The sequence below is a fragment of the Streptomyces sp. BR123 genome (assembly GCF_013401435.1).
GTDB lineage: Bacteria > Actinomycetota > Actinomycetes > Streptomycetales > Streptomycetaceae > Streptomyces.
The window spans coordinates 25,373-46,081 of sequence record NZ_JACBGN010000006.1 but is presented as its reverse complement, the minus strand read 5'-3'; the positions used below and the strand labels follow the sequence as shown (position 1 = coordinate 46,081).

The window sequence follows — 20,709 nt, the reverse complement described above, 5'->3', positions numbered from 1 at the left end:
CACCCTCCGGGCCGTGCTCCGCGACGACGCTCAGCCGAGTTCGGCCGCGTACGGCGGCTCGGCTCCCGGCCGGGTACAGGCCAGCGCCGCCGCGCGGGCGGCATAGGCCAGCACCTCCGGCCAGTCCACCGCGCCGCCGGGGCCCCCGGCCGCAGCCGCCAGCCGGTGCAGCAGCGCCGCGCTGGCCGTGTCGCCCGCGCCGATCGTGTCCGCCACCGCCACCGCCGGCGAGGCCACCGTGTACCGGGCGCCCTCCCGCGTCCACACGCTCATCCCCTGCGCCCCGCGGGTGAGCACCACCGCCGACGGCCCCGCCGCCAGCCAGTCCGCCACCCGCCCGCCCAGCCAGTCGGCATCGTCCTCCGACAGCTTGAGCACCGACACCGACGGCAGCCAGCCCAGGAACCGGGCCCGGTACGCCGCCGGATCCGCCACCAGCGCCGGGCGCACGTTCGGGTCCAGCAGGGTCAGCAGCCCGCGCCCGGCCTCCCGGCGCAGCAGGGCCTCGTACGCACTCGCGCCCGGCTCCAGCACGAGCGAGCAGGTGCCGAGCGCCAGGGCCCGGGCCCCCCGCGGCAGCGCCCCGGGCAGCCGGAACAGCCGGTCCGCGGTGCCCTCCGCGTAGAAGCCGTACGCCGCCGAGCCGTCCGGGCCCACCGAGGGGACGGCCAGCGTGGTGGGCTCCGGCCCGCGCTGCACCAGCGAGCAGTCCACCCCGGCCGCCCGCAGCCCGGCCAGCAGGCCCTCCCCGAACCCGTCGGACGACACCCGGGAGCAGAAGGCGACCTCGGCGCCGAGCCGGCCCAGTGCCACGGCCGTGTTGTACGGCCCCCCGCCCGGGCGCGGCAGCAGCGCACCCGGCGGCTGCGCCACGGGGACAAGGTCGATCAGGGCCTCTCCACCGACGACGATCACGCGGGGAAGGTATCCCATCCGCCGCCGGTATCGTCGGAGGGGTCTGAAACCCCCATGCTCACGCCAGGAGAACCGCATGCCCGCGCCGCAGCCCGCAGCCGCCCGCCGTACCGTGCTCAAGGGCGCCGCCGCGATCGTCGGAGCCGCCGGGGCCGGGGCGGCGCTCACCGCCTGCTCCACCGAGACCAACAGCGGCGCCGGCTCCCCGGCCGTCCCCACCGCCCCGGTGGAACTGGGCGCCGCCTCCGAGGTGCCGGTCGGGGGCGCGAAGCTGTACCGGGAGCGGAAGGTCGTCGTCAGCTGTCCGGCGGAGGGCCAGTACAAGGCGTTCAGCGCGCAGTGCACGCACGCCGGCTGCGTCCTGGACAAGATCGTCGAGGGGCAGGGCAACTGCCCTTGCCACGGCAGCCGCTTCGATGTCGCCACCGGGAGGGTGCTGCGCGGGCCGGCCACCGATCCGCTGCCGGCGGTTCCGGTCCGGGCCGAGGGCGGCAAGCTGATCGCCGGCTGAGCCCCGCCGAGCCGTTGCGTTCCGCCCGGGCGGGGGTGCCGTGCCGGCTGCGGGCCGACCATGGCCGTCCCCCCAGTTCCCCGCGCCCCGGCGGGGCGCCCCGCCGGGGCGCGGGGAACTGCGCGGACGGGGGGCGCGAAGCGTGGGGGCGCGGGGCATGTGGGTTGTCGGTGGGCGACAGTAGGGTGGCGGCATGGCCGACCCTTCCAGCTACCGTCCCCAGCCGGGACAGATCCCGGACTCCCCGGGCGTCTACCGATTCCGTGACGAGCACCGCCGGGTGATCTACGTCGGGAAGGCCAAGAGCCTGCGCCAGCGCCTGGCGAACTACTTCCAGGACGTGGCCGGGCTCCACCCCCGTACGGCCACGATGGTCACCACCGCCGCCTCCGTCGAGTGGACCGTGGTGTCCACCGAGGTCGAGGCGCTCCAGCTGGAGTACTCCTGGATCAAGGAGTACGACCCCCGGTTCAACGTCAAGTACCGGGACGACAAGAGCTACCCGTCCCTCGCCGTGACCATGAACGAGGAGTTCCCGCGGGTCCAGGTCATGCGGGGGCCCAAGAAGAAGGGCGTGCGGTATTTCGGGCCGTACGCGCATGCCTGGGCCATCCGCGAGACCGTCGACCTGATGCTCCGGGTGTTTCCCGTGCGGACCTGCTCGGCCGGGGTGTTCAAGCGGTCCGCGCAGATCGGCCGGCCCTGCCTGCTCGGCTACATCGGGAAGTGCTCCGCGCCCTGCGTCGGCCGGGTCAGCGCCGAAGAGCACCGGGAACTGGCCGAGGACTTCTGCGACTTCATGGCCGGCCGGACGGGGGCCTACCTCTCCCGGCTCGAAGCGCAGATGCACGAGGCCGCCGAGGAGATGGAGTACGAGAAGGCGGCCCGGCTGCGGGACGACATAGGGGCGCTGCGCCGCGCCATGGAGAAGAACGCGGTCGTACTGGCGGACGCCACCGACGCCGATCTGATCGCGGTCGCCGAGGACGAGCTCGAAGCCGCCGTCCAGATCTTCCACGTGCGCGGCGGCCGGGTCCGCGGCCAGCGCGGCTGGGTCACCGACAAGGTCGAGGCCGTCGACACGGCCGGGCTCGTCGAGCACGCCCTGCAGCAGCTGTACGGGGAGGAGACCGGCGAGGCCGTCCCCAAGGAGGTGCTCGTCCCGGCCCTGCCCGAGGACGAGACCGCCCTCGGGCAGTGGCTCGCGGAGCGGCGCGGCTCCCTGGTGAGCCTGCGCGTGCCGCAGCGCGGGGACAAGAAGGCCCTGATGGAGACCGTCCACCGCAACGCCCTCCAGGCCCTGGCCCTGCACAAGACGAAGCGCGCGGCCGACCTCACCACCCGCTCCCGGGCCCTGGAGGAGATCGCCGAGGCCCTCGACCTCGACAGTGCCCCGCTGCGCATCGAGTGCTTCGACATCTCGCACCTCCAGGGCGACGACGTGGTGGCGTCCATGGTCGTCTTCGAGGACGGGCTCGCACGCAAGAGCGAGTACCGGCGCTTCCAGATCAGGTCCTTCGCGGGCCAGGACGACGTCCGCTCCATGCACGAGGTCGTCTCCCGCCGCTTCCGCCGCTACCTCCAGGAGAAGCTCAAGACCGGCGAGTGGTCTCCCGAGGACGGGGACGGGCATGTGGACGGGATGGCCGAGCAGGCGCCGGACGACGGGCGGCCCAAGCGCTTCGCCTACCCGCCGCAGCTCGTCGTGGTCGACGGCGGGCAGCCGCAGGTGGCCGCCGCCCGGAGGGCCCTGGAGGAGCTCGGCATCGACGACGTCGCCGTGTGCGGGCTGGCCAAGCGGCTTGAGGAGGTCTGGCTGCCCGGCGAGGACGACCCCGTCGTCCTGCCCCGCACCAGCGAGGGCCTGTACCTGCTCCAGCGGGTGCGTGACGAAGCCCACCGGTTCGCCATCCAGTACCAGCGCAGCAAGCGCGGCAAACGGCTCAAGGCAGGTCCGCTGGACGAGGTGCCCGGGCTCGGCGACACGCGCAAGCAGGCCCTGATCAAGCACTTCGGTTCGGTGAAGAGGCTCCGGCAGGCGACAATCGACCAGATCTGCGAGGTCCCGGGCATAGGACGCAAGACGGCCGAGACCGTGGCCGCGGCCCTCGCCCAGGCGGCCCCCGCCGCTCCTGCCGTCAACACGGCGACAGGGGAGATCATTGAGGATGAGAGCCCCGCGCCGGCGGTGGGGCCACCGCCCGGCGGCAGCCGGGGGACATCGTCCGAACGGGGGACCGATCAATGACCGAGCACGAGACCGAGTACGACCGAGACGGAGCACAGGTGAGTACGGGCACGACACCAGAGCCCGGCGAGAGCGCCGAGGCCGCCATCCCCGAGCTGGTGATCATCTCCGGGATGTCCGGGGCCGGCCGCAGCACCGCGGCGAAGTGCCTGGAGGACCTCGGCTGGTTCGTCGTGGACAACCTTCCGCCGGCGCTGATCCCCACGATGGTGGAGCTCGGCGCCCGCTCGCAGGGCAACGTGGCGCGGATCGCCGTCGTCGTCGACGTCCGCGGACGCCAGTTCTTCGACGCCCTGCGCGAGTCGCTCGCCGACCTGGAGCTGCGCGGGGTCACCCGGCGCATCGTGTTCCTGGAGTCCTCCGACGAGGCCCTGGTGCGCCGCTTCGAGTCGGTCCGCCGCCCGCACCCCCTCCAGGGCGACGGCCGCATCGTCGACGGCATCGCCGCCGAGCGCGACCTGCTGCGCGAGCTGCGGGGCGACGCCGACCTGGTGATCGACACGTCCAGCCTGAACGTGCACGAGCTGCGCGCCAAGATGGACGCCCGGTTCGCCGGCGACGAGGAGCCGGAGCTGCGGGCCACCGTCATGTCCTTCGGCTACAAGTACGGCCTGCCCGTCGACGCCGACCTCGTCGTCGACTGCCGCTTCATCCCCAACCCGCACTGGGTGCCCGAGCTGCGGCCCTTCACCGGCCTCAACCCGGAGGTGTCGGGCTACGTCTTCAGCCAGCCGGGGTCCAAGGAGTTCCTGGACCGCTACACGGAGCTGCTCCAGCTCATCGCCGCGGGCTACCGCCGCGAGGGCAAGCGGTACGTGACCATCGCCGTCGGCTGCACGGGCGGCAAGCACCGCAGCGTCGCCATGTCCGAGAAGCTCGCCGCCCGCCTCGCCTCCGAAGGGGTCGAGACCGTCGTGGTCCACCGGGACATGGGGCGCGAGTGACCGGACGCACCCTGAGGCTGCGCCGCCTGCGCCGCCTCACCTCGGGGCGGGGCGAGGACATCGCCGGCCGCACCGCGCCGCGCCGCGGCGCGGCCTCCAAGGGGGCCGCCCCCAAGGTCGTCGCCCTCGGCGGCGGCATGGGGCTGTCGGCCTCCCTGGCCGCCCTGCGCCGGATCACCGGCGAGCTCACGGCCGTGGTCACCGTCGCCGACGACGGCGGATCCAGCGGCCGGCTGCGCGAGGAACTCGGTGTGCTCCCGCCCGGCGACCTGCGCAAGGCACTGGCCGCCCTGTGCGGCGACGACGACTGGGGGCAGACCTGGGCCCGCGTCATCCAGCACCGCTTCCAGTCGGCGGGCGCCCTCCACGAGCACGCGGTGGGCAACCTGCTGATCGTGGCCCTGTGGGAGCAGCTCGGCGACCCCGTCCAGGCCCTGGACCTGGTCGGCAGGCTGCTCGGCGCGCAGGGCCGGGTCCTGCCGATGTCGGCGGTGCCGCTGGAGCTCCAGGCCATGGTCAGGGGCCACGACCCGGCCCGGCCCGCGGACGTCGACACCGTCCGCGGGCAGGCCACCGTCGCCACCACCCCCGGCGAGGTGCTGTCGGTGCAGGTCGTGCCGGGTGATCCGCCGGCCGTGCCCGAGGCCGTCGCCGCGGTCCTGGACGCGGACTGGGTGGTGCTGGGCCCCGGATCCTGGTTCTCTTCCGTGATCCCGCACCTGCTGGTGCCGGAGCTGCTCGACGCGCTGATGGAGACCAAGGCCAGGCGGGTCCTCTCGCTGAACCTGGCTCCGCAGCCCGGCGAAACAGAGGGCTTCTCTCCGCAGCGTCATTTGGAGGTTTTGGCCCGACACGCCCCTAAACTCGCCCTGGACGTGGTGCTGGCCGACCAGGCCGCCGTGCCCGACCGCGAGTCCCTCGCCGATGCCGCGCAGCGCTTCGGTGCCGCGGTCGAGCTGGCGCCGGTGGCCAGGGAGGACGGCTCCCCGAAGCACGACCCGGAGCTGCTGGCCGCCGCGTACGACCGTATTTTTCGGATGCATGGAAGGATCGGCCCATGGCGATGACGCCAGCGGTGAAGGATGAGATCTCCCGGCTCCCCGTCACCCGGACCTGCTGCAGGAAGGCGGAGGTCTCGGCGATCCTTCGGTTCGCGGGCGGGCTGCACCTGGTGAGCGGCCGGATCGTCATCGAGGCGGAGCTGGACACCGGGATCGCCGCCCGGCGCCTGCGCAAGGACATCCTGGAGATCTTCGGCCACTCGTCGGACCTGGTGGTCATGGCCCCGGGCGGCCTGCGCCGCGGCAGCCGGTACGTCGTCCGGGTCGTGGCCGGGGGCGACCAGCTGGCCCGCCAGACGGGGCTCGTGGACGGCCGCGGCCGTCCGATCCGGGGTCTTCCCCCGCAGGTGGTGTCCGGGGCGACCTGCGACGCGGAGGCGGCCTGGCGCGGTGCCTTCCTGGCCCACGGCTCGCTCACCGAGCCGGGCCGGTCCTCCTCCCTGGAGGTCACCTGCCCCGGCCCGGAGGCCGCGCTCGCCCTGGTGGGCGCCGCCCGCCGGCTCTCCATCGCCGCCAAGGCGCGCGAGGTGCGCGGGGTGGACCGGGTCGTGGTCCGCGACGGCGACGCGATCGGCGCCCTGCTGACCCGGCTCGGCGCCCACGAATCGGTGCTGGCCTGGGAGGAGCGGCGGATGCGCCGCGAGGTCCGCGCCACCGCCAACCGCCTCGCCAACTTCGACGACGCCAACCTGCGCCGCTCGGCGCGGGCCGCCGTGGCCGCCGGGGCCCGCGTCCAGCGCGCCCTGGAGATCCTCGGCGAGGAGGTCCCCGAGCACCTCGCCGCCGCCGGCCGGCTGCGCATGGAGCACAAGCAGGCCTCCCTGGAGGAGCTCGGCGCGCTCGCCGACCCGCCGCTGACCAAGGACGCGGTCGCCGGCCGCATCCGGCGCCTGCTGGCGATGGCCGACAAGCGGGCGCAGGACCTCGGCATCCCCGGCACCGAGTCGAACCTCAGCGAGGAGATGGCCGACAACCTGGCCGGCTGAGCAGTCGCCGCCCCTACGCCGCGCGGCAGGGGCCCGCACGTCGCAGACCGCGTCACGTGCCGGCCCCCGCCGTGCGGCGACTCAATCCCACTCAAACCCACGAGGCCCCATTGACATGAACATGGGCTCTCGTGAGCCTGTCGTGCACACGCTTTCGCTTTCGTGGCTGACGACGCCCAGGGGGGCACATGAGGCACCTCACGAGATCGATCCTCGCCGCCGGCGCACTCCTCTTAGGGACCACCCTCGCCGCCCTCCCGGCGGCCCACGCGCGCCCCGCGGCGGACACCGCACCGGGCGCCGACACCGACGACGTGCGCGTCTACGACGCCGACGTCACCAAGGAGCAGATCCCCCTCGTCCTGGCCGCCGGCCAGGACGCCCACGAGCTCACCGAGCGCGCCCCGCAGACGGGCACCGCCCGCATCGAACTGATCCTCACCCCCGCCCAGGCCGGGCAGCTCTCCGCCCGCGGGATCAGCCTCGCCGAGCGGCGCGTGGGGGAGTCGGCCCGCGCCCAGGCCCCCGGCGACGGCGTCTTCCGCCCGTACAGCGGCAAGGGCGGCCTCCAGGAGGAGATCCTCAAGACCGCCCAGGACCACCCGGGGCTCACCAAGGCCGTCTCCATCGGCAAGACCGTCCAGGGCAAGGACATCCTCGCGCTGAAGGTCACGAAGGACGCCGCCCGGACCGGCGACGGCCGGAAGCCGGCCGTGCTCTACATGTCCAACCAGCACGCCCGCGAATGGATCACCCCCGAGATGACCCGGCGGCTGATGCACCACACCCTCGACGGCTACGGCAAGGACCCGCGGATCACCGCTCTCGTGGACTCCACCGAGCTGTGGTTCCTGCTCTCCGCCAACCCCGACGGGTACGACTACACCCACGCCCCCGACGGCAAGCGGCTGTGGCGCAAGAACCTGGCGGACAACAACCGGGACGGAAAGATCACCACCGGCGACGGCGTCGACCTCAACCGGAACTTCGCCTACAAGTGGGGCTACGACAACGAGGGTTCCTCCCCCGTCCCGGCGAGCGAGACCTACCGCGGTCCCCGCGCCTCCTCCGAGCCTGAGACCGTCGCCCTCGACCGGTTCCAGAAGCGCATCGGCTTCCGGTACGCCGTCAACTACCACTCCGCCGCCGAGCTGCTGCTCTACGGCGTGGGCTGGCAGGTCGCCACCGGCACCCCGGACGACGTGGCCTACGAGGCGCTGGCCGGCACCCCCGAGAACCCGGCCGTGCCCGGCTACCACCCGCAGCTGTCGTCGGAGCTCTACACCACCAACGGCGAGGCCGACGGCCACGCATCCAACGTCAACGGCATCATGATGTTCACGCCGGAGATGACGACCTGCCAGACGGCCTCCGCAAGCGATCCGGACGACCGCTGGCGGCCCGAGGACTGCCGCTCCGGCTTCACCTTCCCCGACGACGAGAAGCTGATCCAGGCCGAGTTCGCCAAGAACGTCCCCTTCGCCCTGGCCGTCGCCGAGAGCGCCGCCCGCCCCGACCGACCGAAGTCCCCCGTGGGCCTGACCGCCGCCGACTTCACCCTCGACCCCTTCACCACCTCCTACGCCGCCCGCGGCCAGGACCAGGCCGTCTCCGTCACGGCCCGCAAGGCGCTGAAGGACAAGAGGCTCACATACCGCATCAACGGCGGCCGCACGCACGACGAGGGCCTGCGCCCGTGGAAGGGCGGCTCCGTCTACGGCGGCGAGGACAACAACTGGTTCGACCGGTACCGGGCGAAGGTCGACGGCGCCCGGCCCGGCGACCGCGTCGAGGTCTGGTTCACCGGCCGCGACGAGTCCGGCCGGCAGGTCGCCAGCGAGCACTTCACGTACACGGTCGCACAGCGGCCCCGCGCCGATGTCCTGGTGATCGCCGAGGAAGGCGCCACGGCCCGGCACGCGCAGACCTACGTCGACGCCCTGCGCGCGGCCGGCCGGTCCGCGGCGGTCTGGGACGTGGCCGAGCGCGGCGCCCCGCACCACCTCGGTGTCCTCTCCCACTTCCGCACCGCCGTCCACTACACCGGAGCCGCGGCCCCCGGCGGCCCCACCCAGCTCGCCGTGCGCGACTTCCTCAACGAGGGCGGCCGGCTGGTCGAGGCCGGCGAACTGGCGGGCGGCAGCGCCCGGGTCGGGCCCGCCCTGACCGACGACTTCAGCCAGTACTGGCTCGGCGCGTACGGCCGCGCCGGAGCGGGCGGCGCCACCGGCTTCACCGGCGCCGGATCCCTGGCCGGCGCCCGGGGGGCCGTCGGCGACGCGGCCGGCAATCCGCTGGACACCCCCGGGGCGTACACGGTGACCTCCGATGCCCTGCCCCCGGCGCAGTTCCCGCAGTTCAAGAGTGCACAGGGCGGCAGCTACGCCGGGGTCGTGAACCCGTACGCCCCGTACGCCGGCACCGGGATGGCCGCGGCGACCCACGCCGACGACGACTGGAAGCGGCTGACCCGCACCGTCGACCTCACCAAGGTCACCGCGGCCGACCGGCCGCAGCTGAAGGCCGCTCTCCACTGGAACACCGAACCGGGCTACGACCATGCGGTCCTGGAGGCCCGCACCACGGGCGCGGACGACTGGACCACGCTGCCGGAGGCCGGCGGCCTGACCCGCTCGCAGGTCCCGACGGACTGCGCCGCCGGGTTCTTCCTGGGCGGCCACCCGTTCCTGGGCCACTACCTGACCCTCGGCAGCGGCGGCTGCACCGCGCAGGGCACCAGCGGTGCGTGGCACAGCTTCACCGGCTCCTCCGACGGCTGGAAGCAGGTCTCCTTCGACCTGAGCGCCTACGCGGGGAAGACGGTCGAACTCTCCTTCTCGTACATCACCGACGGGAGCGAGGGCGGCCGGGGCGTCTTCCTCGACAACGCGCGCATCTCCCTCGGGTCAGTGGACCAGACCACTGACGGTTTCGAGGGCTCCACGGGAGCCTGGACGGTGCAGCCCGGGCCGGCCGGAAGTCCCGTGGTCCAGGGCGACTGGTCCCTCTCCGGAGAGCTGTTCAAGTCCTATGCGTCGATCACCACGCGTAACACCGTCCTGCTCGGATTCGGCCTGGAGCACCTGCCGACGGCCCGGGACCGAGCCGTACTGATCGGTAAGGCGCTCCGCTCGCTGCACCACTGATCGAAGGCCCGACCGCCGCTCACCCTGCGTCACGGGGGCCGAGTTGCCCGAGGGTTCCCGCACGGGCTTCACGGTGCGGGTCCCCGGGTGTGTCAGCCCTTGGACGATGTCACTCGCAAGCTCACGGAGAGGTAGGGTCGTAAGCGGTCGGGGACATCCCATTACAGCTCGCCGGCGCACAGACCGGCGCACCAACGAGGAGATCGGTTCGTGACGATCCGCGTAGGAATCAACGGTTTTGGCCGCATTGGCCGCAACTACTTCCGAGCTCTCCTGGAGCAGGGGGCGGACATCGAGATCGTCGGTGTCAACGACCTGACGGACAACGCCACCCTGGTGCACCTCCTCAAGTACGACAGCATCCTCGGCCGCCTCAAGCAGGAGGTCACGCACACCGAGGACACCATCACGGTCGGCGGCAACACCTTCAAGACCTTCGCCGAGCGCGACCCCGCGAACCTCCCCTGGGGCGAACTGGGCGCCGACATCGTCATCGAGTCGACCGGCATCTTCACGAAGAAGGCCGACGCCGCCAAGCACATCGCCGCCGGCGCGAAGAAGGTCCTCATCTCGGCCCCCGCCAAGGACGAGGACATCACCATCGTGATGGGCGTCAACCAGGACAAGTACGACGCGGCCAGCCACCACGTCATCTCCAACGCCTCCTGCACCACCAACTGCGTGGCGCCGATGGCCAAGGTCCTCGACGAGAACTTCGGCATCGTCAAGGGCATGATGACCACGGTCCACGCGTACACGAACGACCAGCGCATCCTGGACTTCCCGCACTCGGACCTGCGCCGCGCCCGCGCCGCCGCCGAGAACATCATCCCGACCTCCACCGGTGCCGCCAAGGCCACCGCCCTGGTCCTCCCGCAGCTCAAGGGCAAGCTGGACGGCATCGCCATGCGCGTCCCGGTCCCCACCGGCTCGGTCACCGACCTCGTCATCGAGCTGGACCGCGAGACGACCAAGGAAGAGATCAACACCGCCTTCCAGAAGGCCGCCGAGGGCCAGCTGAAGGGCATCCTGGACTACACCGAGGACCCGATCGTCTCCTCCGACATCGTGAACTGGCCCGCCTCCTGCACGTTCGACTCCTCCCTGACGATGGTCCAGGGCAAGCAGGTCAAGGTCGTCGGCTGGTACGACAACGAGTGGGGCTACTCCAACCGCCTCGTCGACCTCACCGTCTTCGTCGGCGGTCAGCTCTAAGGTTCGTCGGGCACCAAAGCCAAACACGATGATGTGAGCACAGGGTCCGCGCAGCGCGATGAAGCGTTGTACGGGCCCTGTTGCTTGCCTGTCCCACCCACCCCGCACCGGCACCGCCCGTGCCGGGGGACAAGGAGTAGAAACAGATGAAGACGATCGACGAACTCCTCGCCGAGGGCGTCTCCGGCAAGAGGGTCTTCGTGCGCGCGGACCTCAACGTGCCGCTCGCCGGTGACGAGATCACCGACGACGGCCGCATCCGCGCCGTGCAGCCGACCATCGCGAAGCTCGCCGAGGCCGGCGCCCGCGTGGTCGTCGCCTCGCACCTGGGCCGCCCGAAGGGCGCTCCGGACCCGGCCTTCTCGCTCGCCCCGGCCGCCAAGCGGCTCGGCGAACTGCTCGGCGCCGAGGTGGCCTTCGCCACCGACACCGTGGGCGCCTCGGCCCGCGAGACCGTCGCCAAGCTCGCCGACGGCCGGGTCGCGGTCCTCGAGAACCTGCGCTTCAACCCCGGCGAGACGTCCAAGGACGACGCCGAGCGCGGCGCCTTCGCCGACCAGCTCGCCGAGCTCGCCGACGTCTACGTCGGCGACGGCTTCGGCGCCGTCCACCGCAAGCACGCCTCGGTCTTCGACCTGCCCGCCCGCCTCCCGCACGCGGCCGGCTTCCTCATCGCCACCGAGGTGGGCGTCCTGAAGAAGCTGACCGCCGAGGTCAAGCGCCCCTACGTCGTCGTCCTGGGCGGCGCCAAGGTCTCCGACAAGCTCGCCGTCATCGACGAGCTGCTCGGCAAGGCCGACCGCCTGCTGATCGGCGGCGGCATGGCGTACACCTTCCTGTACGCCAAGGGCTACGAGGTCGGCATCTCCCTGCTCCAGAAGGACCAGGTGGAGAAGGTCAAGGAGTACATGGCGCGGGCGCAGGCCAATGGCGTCGAGCTGCTCCTGCCGGTGGACGTCCTGGTCTCGACGGACTTCCCCGACCTCAAGACCAAGGCCCCGGCCGACTTCGAGACCGTCGACGCGGACGGGATCCCCGCCGACAAGGAGGGTCTGGACATCGGTCCCAAGACCCGGGAGCTGTACGCTTCGAAGATCGCCGACGCCGAGACCGTGTTCTGGAACGGCCCGGTGGGCGTCTTCGAGCACCCCGACTACGCCGGCGGCACCCGCGCGATCGCGCAGGCCCTCGTCGACAGCTCCGCGTTCACCGTCGTCGGCGGCGGTGACTCCGCCGCCGCCGTGCGTACGCTCGGCTTCGACGAGAACGCTTTCGGCCACATCTCTACCGGCGGCGGCGCCTCCCTCGAGTACCTCGAGGGCAAGACGCTCCCCGGCATCGCTGCACTGGAGGTCTGACCCCGCATGACCACGCGCACCCCGCTGATGGCGGGCAACTGGAAGATGAACCTCAACCACCTTGAGGCCATCGCCCACGCCCAGAAGCTCGCCTTCGCCCTCTCCGACAAGGACTTCGACGCCGTCGAGGTCGCCGTACTGGTCCCCTTCACCGACCTGCGCTCGATCCAGACGCTGGTCGAGGGGGACAAGCTGAAGATCAAGTACGGTGCCCAGGACATCTCGGCGCAGGACTCCGGCGCCTACACCGGCGAGATCTCCGGCCCGATGCTCTCGAAGCTGAAGTGCACGTACGTGGCCGTCGGCCACAGCGAGCGCCGCCAGTACCACGGCGAGACCGACGAGCTCTGCAACGCCAAGGTCAAGGCCGCCTACCGCAACGGCCTCACCCCGATCCTGTGCGTCGGCGAGGGCCTCGACGTCCGCAAGGCCGGCAACCAGGTCGCGCACACCCTCGCCCAGGTCGACGGCGGCCTGAAGGACGTCCCGGCCGACCAGGCCGAGTCCATCGTGATCGCCTACGAGCCCGTCTGGGCCATCGGCACCGGCGAGGTCGCCACCCCCGAGGACGCCCAGGAGGTCTGCGGGGCCATCCGCACCCGCCTCGCCGAGCTGTACTCCCAGGAGCTGGCCGACACGGTCCGCATCCAGTACGGCGGCTCGGTCAAGGCCGGCAACATCGCGGCGATCATGGCCCAGCCGGACGTCGACGGCGCGCTCGTCGGCGGCGCGGCCCTCGACGCGGACGAGTTCGTCAAGATCGTCCGCTTCCGGGACCAGTAGTCCGCGGCGGGTCCGCACGCAGGTCTGACGCTCGCGGCAGCGAGTAGGCGGCGGGGCGGATCCGTCGTACCCTTGCGGGGGCCAGGGGGCTGAACCAGCAGCCTCTGGCCCCCGCGCACGTCCAGCACAGCCGGAAGCCAGAGAAGCCAGAAAGTAGGAATCAGCCGTGGTTATGGGGTTCTCGATTGCCCTGATCGTCTTCAGCGCCCTGCTGATGCTGCTCGTGCTGATGCACAAGGGCAAGGGCGGCGGCCTCTCGGACATGTTCGGCGGCGGCATGCAGTCGTCGGTCGGCGGCTCCTCGGTCGCCGAGCGCAACCTCGACCGCATCACCATCGTGGTGGGGCTGCTGTGGTTCGCGTGCATCGTGGTGCTCGGCCTGCTCACCAAGTCGGCGACCTGACCCGTACGGGCAGCCGCCGGTTCTTGCCATTCGGCCCGTCCGGCCGGGCCCGCCCTGCCTATCATGAGGAGGGCGTCCACGGCCTGGAGTGAGTAACTCCATTTGCTGGACGTCCGTTGGGCCTTACGTAGACTGGGGCGCCCGCGGCGGAAACCACTCACGCTTCGCGGCACCATCACGCAGGGAGTTACGACCGTGGCAAGTGGCAACGCGATCCGTGGTAGCCGGGTCGGGGCGGGGCCGATGGGCGAGGCCGAGCGCGGCGAGTCCGCGCCCCGCCTGCGCATCTCGTTCTGGTGCTCGAACGGGCACGAGACGCAGCCCAGCTTCGCCAGCGACGCGCAGGTGCCGGACACCTGGGACTGCCCGCGCTGCGGGTTCCCGGCCGGACAGGACCGGGACAACCCCCCGGCGCCGCCCCGCACCGAGCCCTACAAGACGCACCTGGCGTACGTACGGGAGCGGCGCACGGACGCCGACGGGGAGGCGATCCTCGCCGAGGCACTCGCCAAACTCCGCGGCGAGATCTGACGAACGCGCGATGACGATGTGACAGGGGCCCGGCCCGCAGGAGTGTTCTCCCGCGGGCCGGGCCCCTTCGCGTGCGGTCGGCCCCCTTCCGATCCTTTAAGTTGGTGATCGGCGGGGCACGACAGGACGGAAGAAACGGGTTGATGTCCGATATGAACGCAGACAGCCGTGTGAGGCTCAACCGGACCCCCGAGTGGCTTGCCCTCGGCAAGCACCGGGAAGAGCTGGGGCAGACGCATCTGCGCGAGCTGTTCGAGGCCGCGCCGGGCCGGGGCGCGGACTACACGCTGCGGGTCGGGGACCTGCACATCGACTACTCCAAGAACCTCGTGACGGACGAGACGCTGACGCTGCTGCGCGAGCTGGCGGCGGCAACCGGCGTGGCCGGACTGCGCGAGGCCATGTTCCGCGGCGAGAAGATCAACACCACCGAGGACCGCGCCGTCCTGCACACCGCGCTGCGCGCCGCCCCCGACGCGGTCGTCGAGGTGGACGGCGAGAACGTCGTCCCCGGGGTGCACGCCGTCCTCGACAAGATGGCCGCCTTCAGCGACCGGATCCGCTCGGGGGAGTGGACCGGCTTCACCGGCGAGCGCATCACCAACGTCGTCAACATCGGCATCGGCGGCTCCGACCTGGGTCCGGCCATGGCCTACGACGCACTGCGCTCCTTCACCGACCGCGACCTGACCGTCCGGTTCGTCTCCAACGTGGACGGAGCCGACCTGCACGAGGCGGTGCGCGACCTCGACCCGGCGCGGACCCTGTTCATCATCGCCTCCAAGACCTTCACCACCATCGAGACCATCACCAACGCCGAATCGGCGCGCGCCTGGCTGCTGGACGGGCTCGGCGGCGACCGGGCCGCCGTGGCACGGCACTTCGTCGCGCTGTCCACCAACGCCGGGAAGGTGTCGGACTTCGGCATCGATCCAGCCAACATGTTCGAGTTCTGGGACTGGGTCGGCGGCCGCTACTCCTTCGACTCGGCGATCGGCCTCTCCCTGATGATCGCGATCGGCCCCGACCGCTTCCGCGAACTCCTGGGCGGCTTCCGGCTGATGGACGAGCACTTCCGCACGGCGCCCGCCGAGGAGAACGCCCCGCTGCTGCTCGGCCTCCTCGGGATCTGGTACGGGGCCTTCCACGACGCCCAGTCGCACGCCGTCCTGCCCTACAGCCACTACCTGTCCCGGTTCACCGCGTACCTCCAGCAGCTGGACATGGAGTCCAACGGCAAGTCCGTGGACCGCGACGGCCGGCCGGTGGACTGGCAGACCGGCCCGGTCGTGTGGGGCACCCCCGGCACCAACGGGCAGCACGCGTACTACCAGTTGATCCACCAGGGCACCAAGGTGATCCCGGCGGACTTCATCGGCTTCGCCAACCCCGTGGACGGGCTGTCCCCGGCCCTGGCCGCCCAGCACGACCTGCTGATGGCCAACTTCTTCGCGCAGACGCAGGCGCTGGCCTTCGGCAAGACCGCGGACGAGGTCCGCGCCGAGGGCGTGCCGGAGCCCCTCGTCCCGCACAAGACCTTCCGCGGCAACCACCCCACGACCACGATCCTGGCCGCCGAGCTGACCCCGTCCGTGCTCGGCCAGCTCATCGCCCTCTACGAGCACAAGGTGTTCGTCCAGGGCGCCGTCTGGAACATCGACTCCTTCGACCAGTGGGGCGTGGAGCTCGGCAAGGTCCTGGCCAAGCGGGTGGAGCCGGCCCTGACCGAGGGCGCCGACGTCCCGGGCCTCGACGCCTCGACCCGCGCCCTGGTCGACGCGTACCGCTCGCTGCGCGGCCGCTCCTGACCCTTCGCGGCTCGCGGCCCGCCGCGGCCGCCGGCCGCGGCATCCGCCAAGGGCCCGCCCTCCGCCGGGGAATTCACCATTCCGGGGGAGGGCGGGCCCTTGTGCGTGCTGACGGGGCCGGGCCGGCCGGGCCGGGCCGGGCGCCGGCCCCGTGTCGGGTCAGGCCGAGGCCGGCGGGTACAGGCCCGGCGGGAGCTTCGCCGCCGCGGCCCGGTCGAGCAGCCACAGGGTGCGCGAGCGCCCGTACGCGGCCGCCGCCGGGGCCTGGAGCTCGCCTGCCCCGCCGAGCGCGATCGCCACCGCGCCCGCCTTGTCCTCTCCGGCCGCCAGCAGCCATACCTCCTGGGCCGCCCGGATGGCCGGCAGCGTCAGCGAAACCCGGGTCGGCGGGGGCTTCGGGGCGCCGTGGACGCCGACGACCGTGCGCTCGGTCTCGCGCGCCGCCGGGTGCTCCGGGAACAGCGAGGCCACGTGGGTGTCCGGGCCGACGCCCAGCATCAGCACGTCGAAGCGGGGCACCGGACCGTGGTCCTCCGGCCCCGCGGCGCGGCGCAGGTCCTCCGCGTACGCCGCGGCCGCCGCGTCCACGTCGCTGCCGTACGGGCCGTCCGAGGCCGGCATCACGTGGACCCGCGCCGGGTCCACCGGGACCGCGTCGAGCAGCGCCTCGCGGGCCTGGACGTGGTTGCGCTCGGGGTCGTCGGCCGGGACGTACCGCTCGTCGCCCCACCACAGGTCCAGGCGGGACCAGTCGACCGCGTCCCGGGCCGGGGCCGCCGCCAGGGCCGCGAGGAGCCCGTTGCCGTTGCGGCCGCCCGTGAGGACCACCGAGGCGCCGCCGCGGGCCGTCTGCGCGTCCACGATCTTCGTGATGAGCCGGGCGGCCGCGGCCTGGGCCATCAGCTCCTTGTCCCGGTGGACGACGACCTGGGGAGTCGTCATACCCATGTTCTTGCCGCCTTCTTCGTCAGGAAATGGCTCGGCCGCCGACCGGACCGCACCCCCGGGAACGGGGGGCGGGCCGGCCGGCGGCCGTCGTGCTTCACTGTTTGGCCGGGGCCTTCTTGGCCGGCGCGGCCGCCTTGCCGGCGGACTTGCCGCCCTTGGCCGCGGGCGCGGACCCGGCGGCATCGGACGGGGCGTCGGCCACGGCTTCGGCCACGGCCTCGGCCGCGGCGGGCTCCGCCCCGGCCGGGGCGGCCTGGGCCCGGGCCGACTCCAGCTTCGCCACGCCGAACTTCAGCGCGGACGCGTAGGTGTTGTCCGGGTCGAGCCGGCGCAGCTCCTCCGCCAGCAGCTCCGCCGTGTCGCGGCGCTTGAGCGCCACGCTCCGGTCGGGCTGGCCCGGCATCCGCAGCGTCGCCAGCGAACCGTCCGCCCGGTCCAGGACGATCTCCCCGTCCTTGGTCTCCAGGTGCACCGACGTCAGGCCGGGGCCCGCCGACAGCGTGCGCCGGACGGGGACCTTCAGGCGGTCCGCCAGCCACATGGCCAGCAGCTCGCAGCTCGGGTTCTCGTCCTCGCCCTCGACGACCGCCGCGGTCACCTGGAAGGGCTGCTGGTCCATGGCCGCCGCGAGCATGGAGCGCCACGGCGTGATGCGGGTCCAGGACAGGTCCGTGTCGCCGGGGGCGTAGGCGGCCGCCCGCCCCGACAGCACGCCGATGGGGTCCTCGCAGGCGTACGTGTCCGTGATCCTGCGCTGCCCGAGTGCGCCCAGCGGGTTGCCCGCCAGATCCGAAGGGGCACCCTCCGGCCACCAGACGACCACGGGGGCGTCCGGCAGGAGCAGGGGGAGAACCACCGAGTCGGCGTGGTTGACCAGCTCACCGTGGAGGCGGAGGACAACCGTTTCACCCGAGCCGGCGTCCGCCCCGACGCGGATTTCCGCGTCGAGACGGGCGTCGCGGCGGCTGCGCGGCGAGCGGCTGACCCGCTTGATGACGACGATGATCCGCGAGGGGTGCTCGTGGGACGCGTCGTTCGCCGACTTGAGCGCGTCGTACGCGTTCTCCTCGTCGGTCACGATCACCAGCGTGAGGACCATGCCGACGGCCGGCGTGCCGATGTCCCGGCGTGCCTGCACCAGCGCGGCATTGATCTTGCTGGAGGTGGTCTCCGTGAGGTCGATCTTCATGGCCGGCGCCAGCTCCGTCCGTCTCGTGCGAGCATCTCGTCCGCCTCGACCGGCCCCCAGGTACCCGCCGCGTACCGGGCGGGCTTGCCGTGCCTGTCCCAGTACTCCTCGATCGGGTCGAGGATGTTCCAGGAGAGCTCGACCTCCTGGTGCCGCGGGAAGAGGTTCGCGTCACCCAGCAGGACGTCGAGGATCAGCCGTTCGTACGCCTCGGGGCTCGACTCCGTGAAGGACTCGCCGTAGGCGAAGTCCATCGTGACGTCCCGGACCTCCATGGAGGTGCCCGGGACCTTGGAGCCGAAGCGGACCGTCACGCCCTCGTCCGGCTGGACCCGGATGACCAGGGCGTTCTGCCCCAGCTCCTCGGTCGCACCCGACTCGAACGGCAGGTACGGGGCCCGCTTGAAGACCACCGCGATCTCGGTGACCCGGCGGCCCAGCCGCTTGCCGGTCCGCAGGTAGAACGGCACACCCGCCCAGCGGCGGTTGTTGATCTCCAGACGGATGGCCGCGTAGGTGTCGGTCTTCGAATTCGGGTCGATGCCGTCCTCTTCGAGGTAGCCGACGACCTTCTCGCCACCCTGCCACGCCGAGGTGTACTGGCCGCGCACGGTGTGCTTGCCGAGGTCCTCGGGGATCTGGACGGCGCTGAGCACCTTCAGCTTCTCCGCCACCAGCGCCTTGGGGTGGAAGGAGCCGGGCTCCTCCATCGCGGTCAGCGCGAGCAACTGGAGCAGGTGGTTCTGGATGACGTCGCGGGCCGCGCCGATGCCGTCGTAGTAGCCGGCCCGGCCGCCGATGCCGATGTCCTCGGCCATGGTGATCTGCACGTGGTCGACGTACGACCGGTTCCAGATCGGCTCGAACATCGTGTTCGCGAAGCGGAGCGCCAGGATGTTCTGGACGGTCTCCTTGCCGAGGTAGTGGTCGATGCGGAAGACCTCGTCCCGCGGAAACACCTCGTGCACGACCTTGTTGAGCTCCTCGGCGCTCTTGAGGTTGTGGCCGAAGGGCTTCTCGATGACGGCGCGCCGCCAGGAGCCCTCCTTCTGGGCGAGTCCGTGGTCCTTGAGCTGCTGGACCACCTTCGGGAAGAACTTCGGCGGCACGGACAGGTAGAAGGCGAAGTTGCCGCCCGTCCCCTGCTGCTTGTCGAGTTCCTCGATCGTCGCCTTCAGCATCTCGAAGGCCTGGTCGTCGTCGAAATCGCCCTGGACGAAGCGGCAGCCCTGCACCAGCTGCTGCCACACCTCTTCCCGGAAGGGCGTGCGCGCGTGCTGCTTGACGGCCTCGTACACCTCCTGGGCGAAGTCCTCGTGCTCCCATTCCCGGCGGGCGAAGCCGATCAGCGAAAAGCCCGGCGGAAGCAGGCCGCGGTTGGCCAGGTCGTAGACGGCAGGCATCAGCTTCTTGCGCGACAGGTCACCCGTAACGCCGAAAATGACCAGACCGGACGGCCCCGCGATGCGCGGGAGCCGCCGGTCCTGTGCGTCACGAAGCGGGTTCGCTCCGTTTACAGACAAAGTGCTCAGGCCTCCGTGGGAGCGAGGCGCTCCAGCTCCGCCTCGGTGGACTTCAGCAGGTCGTTCCAGGCCGCCTCGAACTTCTCGACGCCCTCGTCCTCAAGCAGCTGGACCACATCGTCGTACGAGATGCCCAGCTTCGCGACCGCGTCGAGCTCCGCACGCGACTGCTCGTAGGTGCCGCGCACCGTGTCGCCCGTGATCTGCCCGTGGTCGGCGGTGGCCTCCAGGGTGGCCTCCGGCATGGTGTTCACCGTGTTCGGGGCGACCAGCTCGTCCACGTACAGGGTGTCCTTGTACGCAGGGTCCTTCACACCGGTCGAGGCCCACAGCGCGCGCTGCTTGTTGGCGCCCAGACGCTCCAGGGCGACCCAGCGGTCGGAGGAGAAGACCTCCTCGTAGGCCTCGTAGGCGAGACGGGCGTTGGCGAGCGCCGCCTTGCCCTTCAGGGCCTTCGCCTCGTCCGTGCCCAGCGCGTCCAGGCGCTTGTCGATCTCGGTGTCCACGCGGGAGACGAAGAAGGAGGCGACCGAGTGGATCTCCGACAGGTCCAGGCCCGCGGCCTTCGCCTTCTCCAGACCCGTCAGGTACGCGTCCATGACCTCGCGGTAGCGCTCCAGCGAGAAGATCAGCGTGACGTTGACGCTGATGCCCTTGCCGATGACCTCGGCGATCGCCGGCAGGCCGGCCTTGGTCGCCGGGATCTTGATCAGCGTGTTCGGGCGGTCCACCAGCCAGGCGAGCTGCTTGGCCTCGGCGATCGTCGCCGCGGTGTTGTGGGCCAGGCGCGGGTCGACCTCGATCGACACGCGGCCGTCCTGGCCGTCGGTCCGGTCGAAGACCGGGCGCAGGATGTCGGCGGCGTCGCGGACGTCCGCCGTCGTGATCATGCGGATGGCCTCGTCGACGGTGACCTTGCGGGCGGCCAGGTCCGCGAGCTGCTGCTCGTAGCCGTCGCCGCTGCTGATCGCCTTCTGGAAGATCGACGGGTTGGTGGTGACGCCGACGACGTGCGACTCGTCGACGAGCTCCGCCAGGTTGCCCGACGTGATGCGCTTGCGGGACAGGTCGTCCAGCCAGATCGCCACGCCCTCGTCGGAGAGGCGCTTGAGTGCGTCTGTCATGGGAATTGCAACTCCT

Annotated in this window: 17 protein-coding genes; 12 read left to right on the top strand and 5 right to left on the bottom strand. The window is 71.8% G+C overall.

All coding sequences use genetic code 11. The annotated features are described in order from the left end of the window. Positions 1-30: 30 nt before the first annotated feature. Entirely contained in the window at positions 31-915 is an 885-nt protein-coding gene (locus HYE82_RS01755) for a carbohydrate kinase (protein ID WP_179172099.1), read from the bottom strand. 76 nt (positions 916-991) lie between these two features. Between HYE82_RS01755 and HYE82_RS01750 the strand changes: the two genes are divergently transcribed. From HYE82_RS01750 to pgi, 12 genes are all read left to right on the top strand, one after another. Then, a complete protein-coding gene (locus tag HYE82_RS01750) occupies positions 992-1,426 on the top strand; it encodes a Rieske (2Fe-2S) protein (RefSeq protein WP_179172098.1) in 435 nt (144 codons plus the stop codon). A 193-nt stretch (positions 1,427-1,619) separates the two neighbouring features. Beyond that, complete coding sequence (gene uvrC / locus HYE82_RS01745; protein ID WP_179172097.1) at positions 1,620-3,674, top strand: excinuclease ABC subunit UvrC; 2,055 nt, start codon at positions 1,620-1,622, stop codon at positions 3,672-3,674. Next, positions 3,671-4,618 (top strand): RNase adapter RapZ, encoded by a 948-nt coding sequence (gene rapZ, locus HYE82_RS01740; protein ID WP_179172096.1) that lies wholly within the window; start codon positions 3,671-3,673, stop codon positions 4,616-4,618. Before uvrC ends, rapZ begins: the two co-directional genes overlap by 4 nt. After that, positions 4,615-5,685, top strand: coding sequence for a uridine diphosphate-N-acetylglucosamine-binding protein YvcK (gene yvcK / locus HYE82_RS01735; protein WP_179172095.1), 1,071 nt, complete (start codon positions 4,615-4,617; stop codon positions 5,683-5,685). Before rapZ ends, yvcK begins: the two co-directional genes overlap by 4 nt. Beyond that, entirely contained in the window at positions 5,676-6,665 is a 990-nt protein-coding gene (whiA, locus tag HYE82_RS01730) for a DNA-binding protein WhiA (protein ID WP_179172094.1), read from the top strand. Before yvcK ends, whiA begins: the two co-directional genes overlap by 10 nt. A 188-nt stretch (positions 6,666-6,853) precedes the next feature. Continuing rightward, positions 6,854-9,811, top strand: coding sequence for a M14 family metallopeptidase (locus tag HYE82_RS01725; RefSeq protein WP_179172093.1), 2,958 nt, complete (start codon positions 6,854-6,856; stop codon positions 9,809-9,811). A gap of 210 nt (positions 9,812-10,021) precedes the next feature. Then, positions 10,022-11,026, top strand: coding sequence for a type I glyceraldehyde-3-phosphate dehydrogenase (gene gap, locus HYE82_RS01720; protein ID WP_179172092.1), 1,005 nt, complete (start codon positions 10,022-10,024; stop codon positions 11,024-11,026). 146 nt (positions 11,027-11,172) lie between these two features. Further along, positions 11,173-12,384 (top strand): phosphoglycerate kinase, encoded by a 1,212-nt coding sequence (gene pgk / locus HYE82_RS01715; protein ID WP_179172091.1) that lies wholly within the window; start codon positions 11,173-11,175, stop codon positions 12,382-12,384. 6 nt (positions 12,385-12,390) lie between these two features. Continuing rightward, on the top strand, positions 12,391-13,167 hold the full coding sequence (gene tpiA / locus HYE82_RS01710; RefSeq protein ID WP_179172090.1) for a triose-phosphate isomerase: 777 nt from the start codon (positions 12,391-12,393) through the stop codon (positions 13,165-13,167). A 172-nt stretch (positions 13,168-13,339) separates the two neighbouring features. Beyond that, a complete protein-coding gene (gene secG / locus HYE82_RS01705) occupies positions 13,340-13,570 on the top strand; it encodes a preprotein translocase subunit SecG (RefSeq protein WP_179172089.1) in 231 nt (76 codons plus the stop codon). Between the two features lie 243 nt (positions 13,571-13,813). Continuing rightward, entirely contained in the window at positions 13,814-14,101 is a 288-nt protein-coding gene (locus HYE82_RS01700; RefSeq protein ID WP_030197743.1) for an RNA polymerase-binding protein RbpA, read from the top strand. A gap of 152 nt (positions 14,102-14,253) precedes the next feature. Beyond that, positions 14,254-15,909, top strand: coding sequence for a glucose-6-phosphate isomerase (gene pgi / locus HYE82_RS01695; protein WP_179172119.1), 1,656 nt, complete (start codon positions 14,254-14,256; stop codon positions 15,907-15,909). Between the two features lie 159 nt (positions 15,910-16,068). On the opposite strand, the gene pgl is transcribed toward pgi, so the two are convergent. From pgl to tal, 4 genes are all read right to left on the bottom strand, one after another. After that, positions 16,069-16,851, bottom strand: a complete 783-nt coding sequence (pgl, locus tag HYE82_RS01690; RefSeq protein WP_179172088.1) for a 6-phosphogluconolactonase — start codon at positions 16,849-16,851, stop codon at positions 16,069-16,071. A 100-nt stretch (positions 16,852-16,951) separates the two neighbouring features. Continuing rightward, positions 16,952-18,046: a glucose-6-phosphate dehydrogenase assembly protein OpcA gene (opcA, locus tag HYE82_RS01685; protein ID WP_179172087.1), complete on the bottom strand. Its 1,095-nt coding sequence runs from the start codon at positions 18,044-18,046 to the stop codon at positions 16,952-16,954. Next, the gene (zwf, locus tag HYE82_RS01680; RefSeq protein WP_179172086.1) at positions 18,043-19,569 is read right to left on the bottom strand and encodes a glucose-6-phosphate dehydrogenase; all 1,527 of its coding nucleotides are present in this window, start codon (positions 19,567-19,569) and stop codon (positions 18,043-18,045) included. Before zwf ends, opcA begins: the two co-directional genes overlap by 4 nt. 5 nt (positions 19,570-19,574) lie before the next feature. Further along, positions 19,575-20,693, bottom strand: a complete 1,119-nt coding sequence (gene tal / locus HYE82_RS01675) for a transaldolase (protein WP_179172085.1) — start codon at positions 20,691-20,693, stop codon at positions 19,575-19,577. Between the last annotated feature and the right edge of the window lie 16 nt (positions 20,694-20,709).

Excerpts from the sequence above, each read along its gene's own strand:
- HYE82_RS01750 (WP_179172098.1), top strand. The coding sequence starts at position 992 with ATGCCCGCGCCGCAGCCCGCAGCCGCCCGCCGTACCGTGCTCAAGGGC.
- uvrC (WP_179172097.1), top strand. The coding sequence starts at position 1,620 with ATGGCCGACCCTTCCAGCTACCGTCCCCAGCCGGGACAGATCCCGGAC.
- rapZ (WP_179172096.1), top strand. The coding sequence starts at position 3,671 with ATGACCGAGCACGAGACCGAGTACGACCGAGACGGAGCACAGGTGAGT.
- whiA (WP_179172094.1), top strand. The coding sequence starts at position 5,676 with ATGGCGATGACGCCAGCGGTGAAGGATGAGATCTCCCGGCTCCCCGTC.
- HYE82_RS01725 (WP_179172093.1), top strand. The coding sequence starts at position 6,854 with ATGAGGCACCTCACGAGATCGATCCTCGCCGCCGGCGCACTCCTCTTA.
- pgk (WP_179172091.1), top strand. The coding sequence starts at position 11,173 with ATGAAGACGATCGACGAACTCCTCGCCGAGGGCGTCTCCGGCAAGAGG.
- tpiA (WP_179172090.1), top strand. The coding sequence starts at position 12,391 with ATGACCACGCGCACCCCGCTGATGGCGGGCAACTGGAAGATGAACCTC.
- secG (WP_179172089.1), top strand. The coding sequence starts at position 13,340 with ATGGGGTTCTCGATTGCCCTGATCGTCTTCAGCGCCCTGCTGATGCTG.
- HYE82_RS01700 (WP_030197743.1), top strand. The coding sequence starts at position 13,814 with ATGGGCGAGGCCGAGCGCGGCGAGTCCGCGCCCCGCCTGCGCATCTCG.
- pgi (WP_179172119.1), top strand. The coding sequence starts at position 14,254 with ATGAACGCAGACAGCCGTGTGAGGCTCAACCGGACCCCCGAGTGGCTT.
- pgl (WP_179172088.1), bottom strand. The coding sequence starts at position 16,851 with ATGACGACTCCCCAGGTCGTCGTCCACCGGGACAAGGAGCTGATGGCC.
- opcA (WP_179172087.1), bottom strand. The coding sequence starts at position 18,046 with ATGAAGATCGACCTCACGGAGACCACCTCCAGCAAGATCAATGCCGCG.
- tal (WP_179172085.1), bottom strand. The coding sequence starts at position 20,693 with ATGACAGACGCACTCAAGCGCCTCTCCGACGAGGGCGTGGCGATCTGG.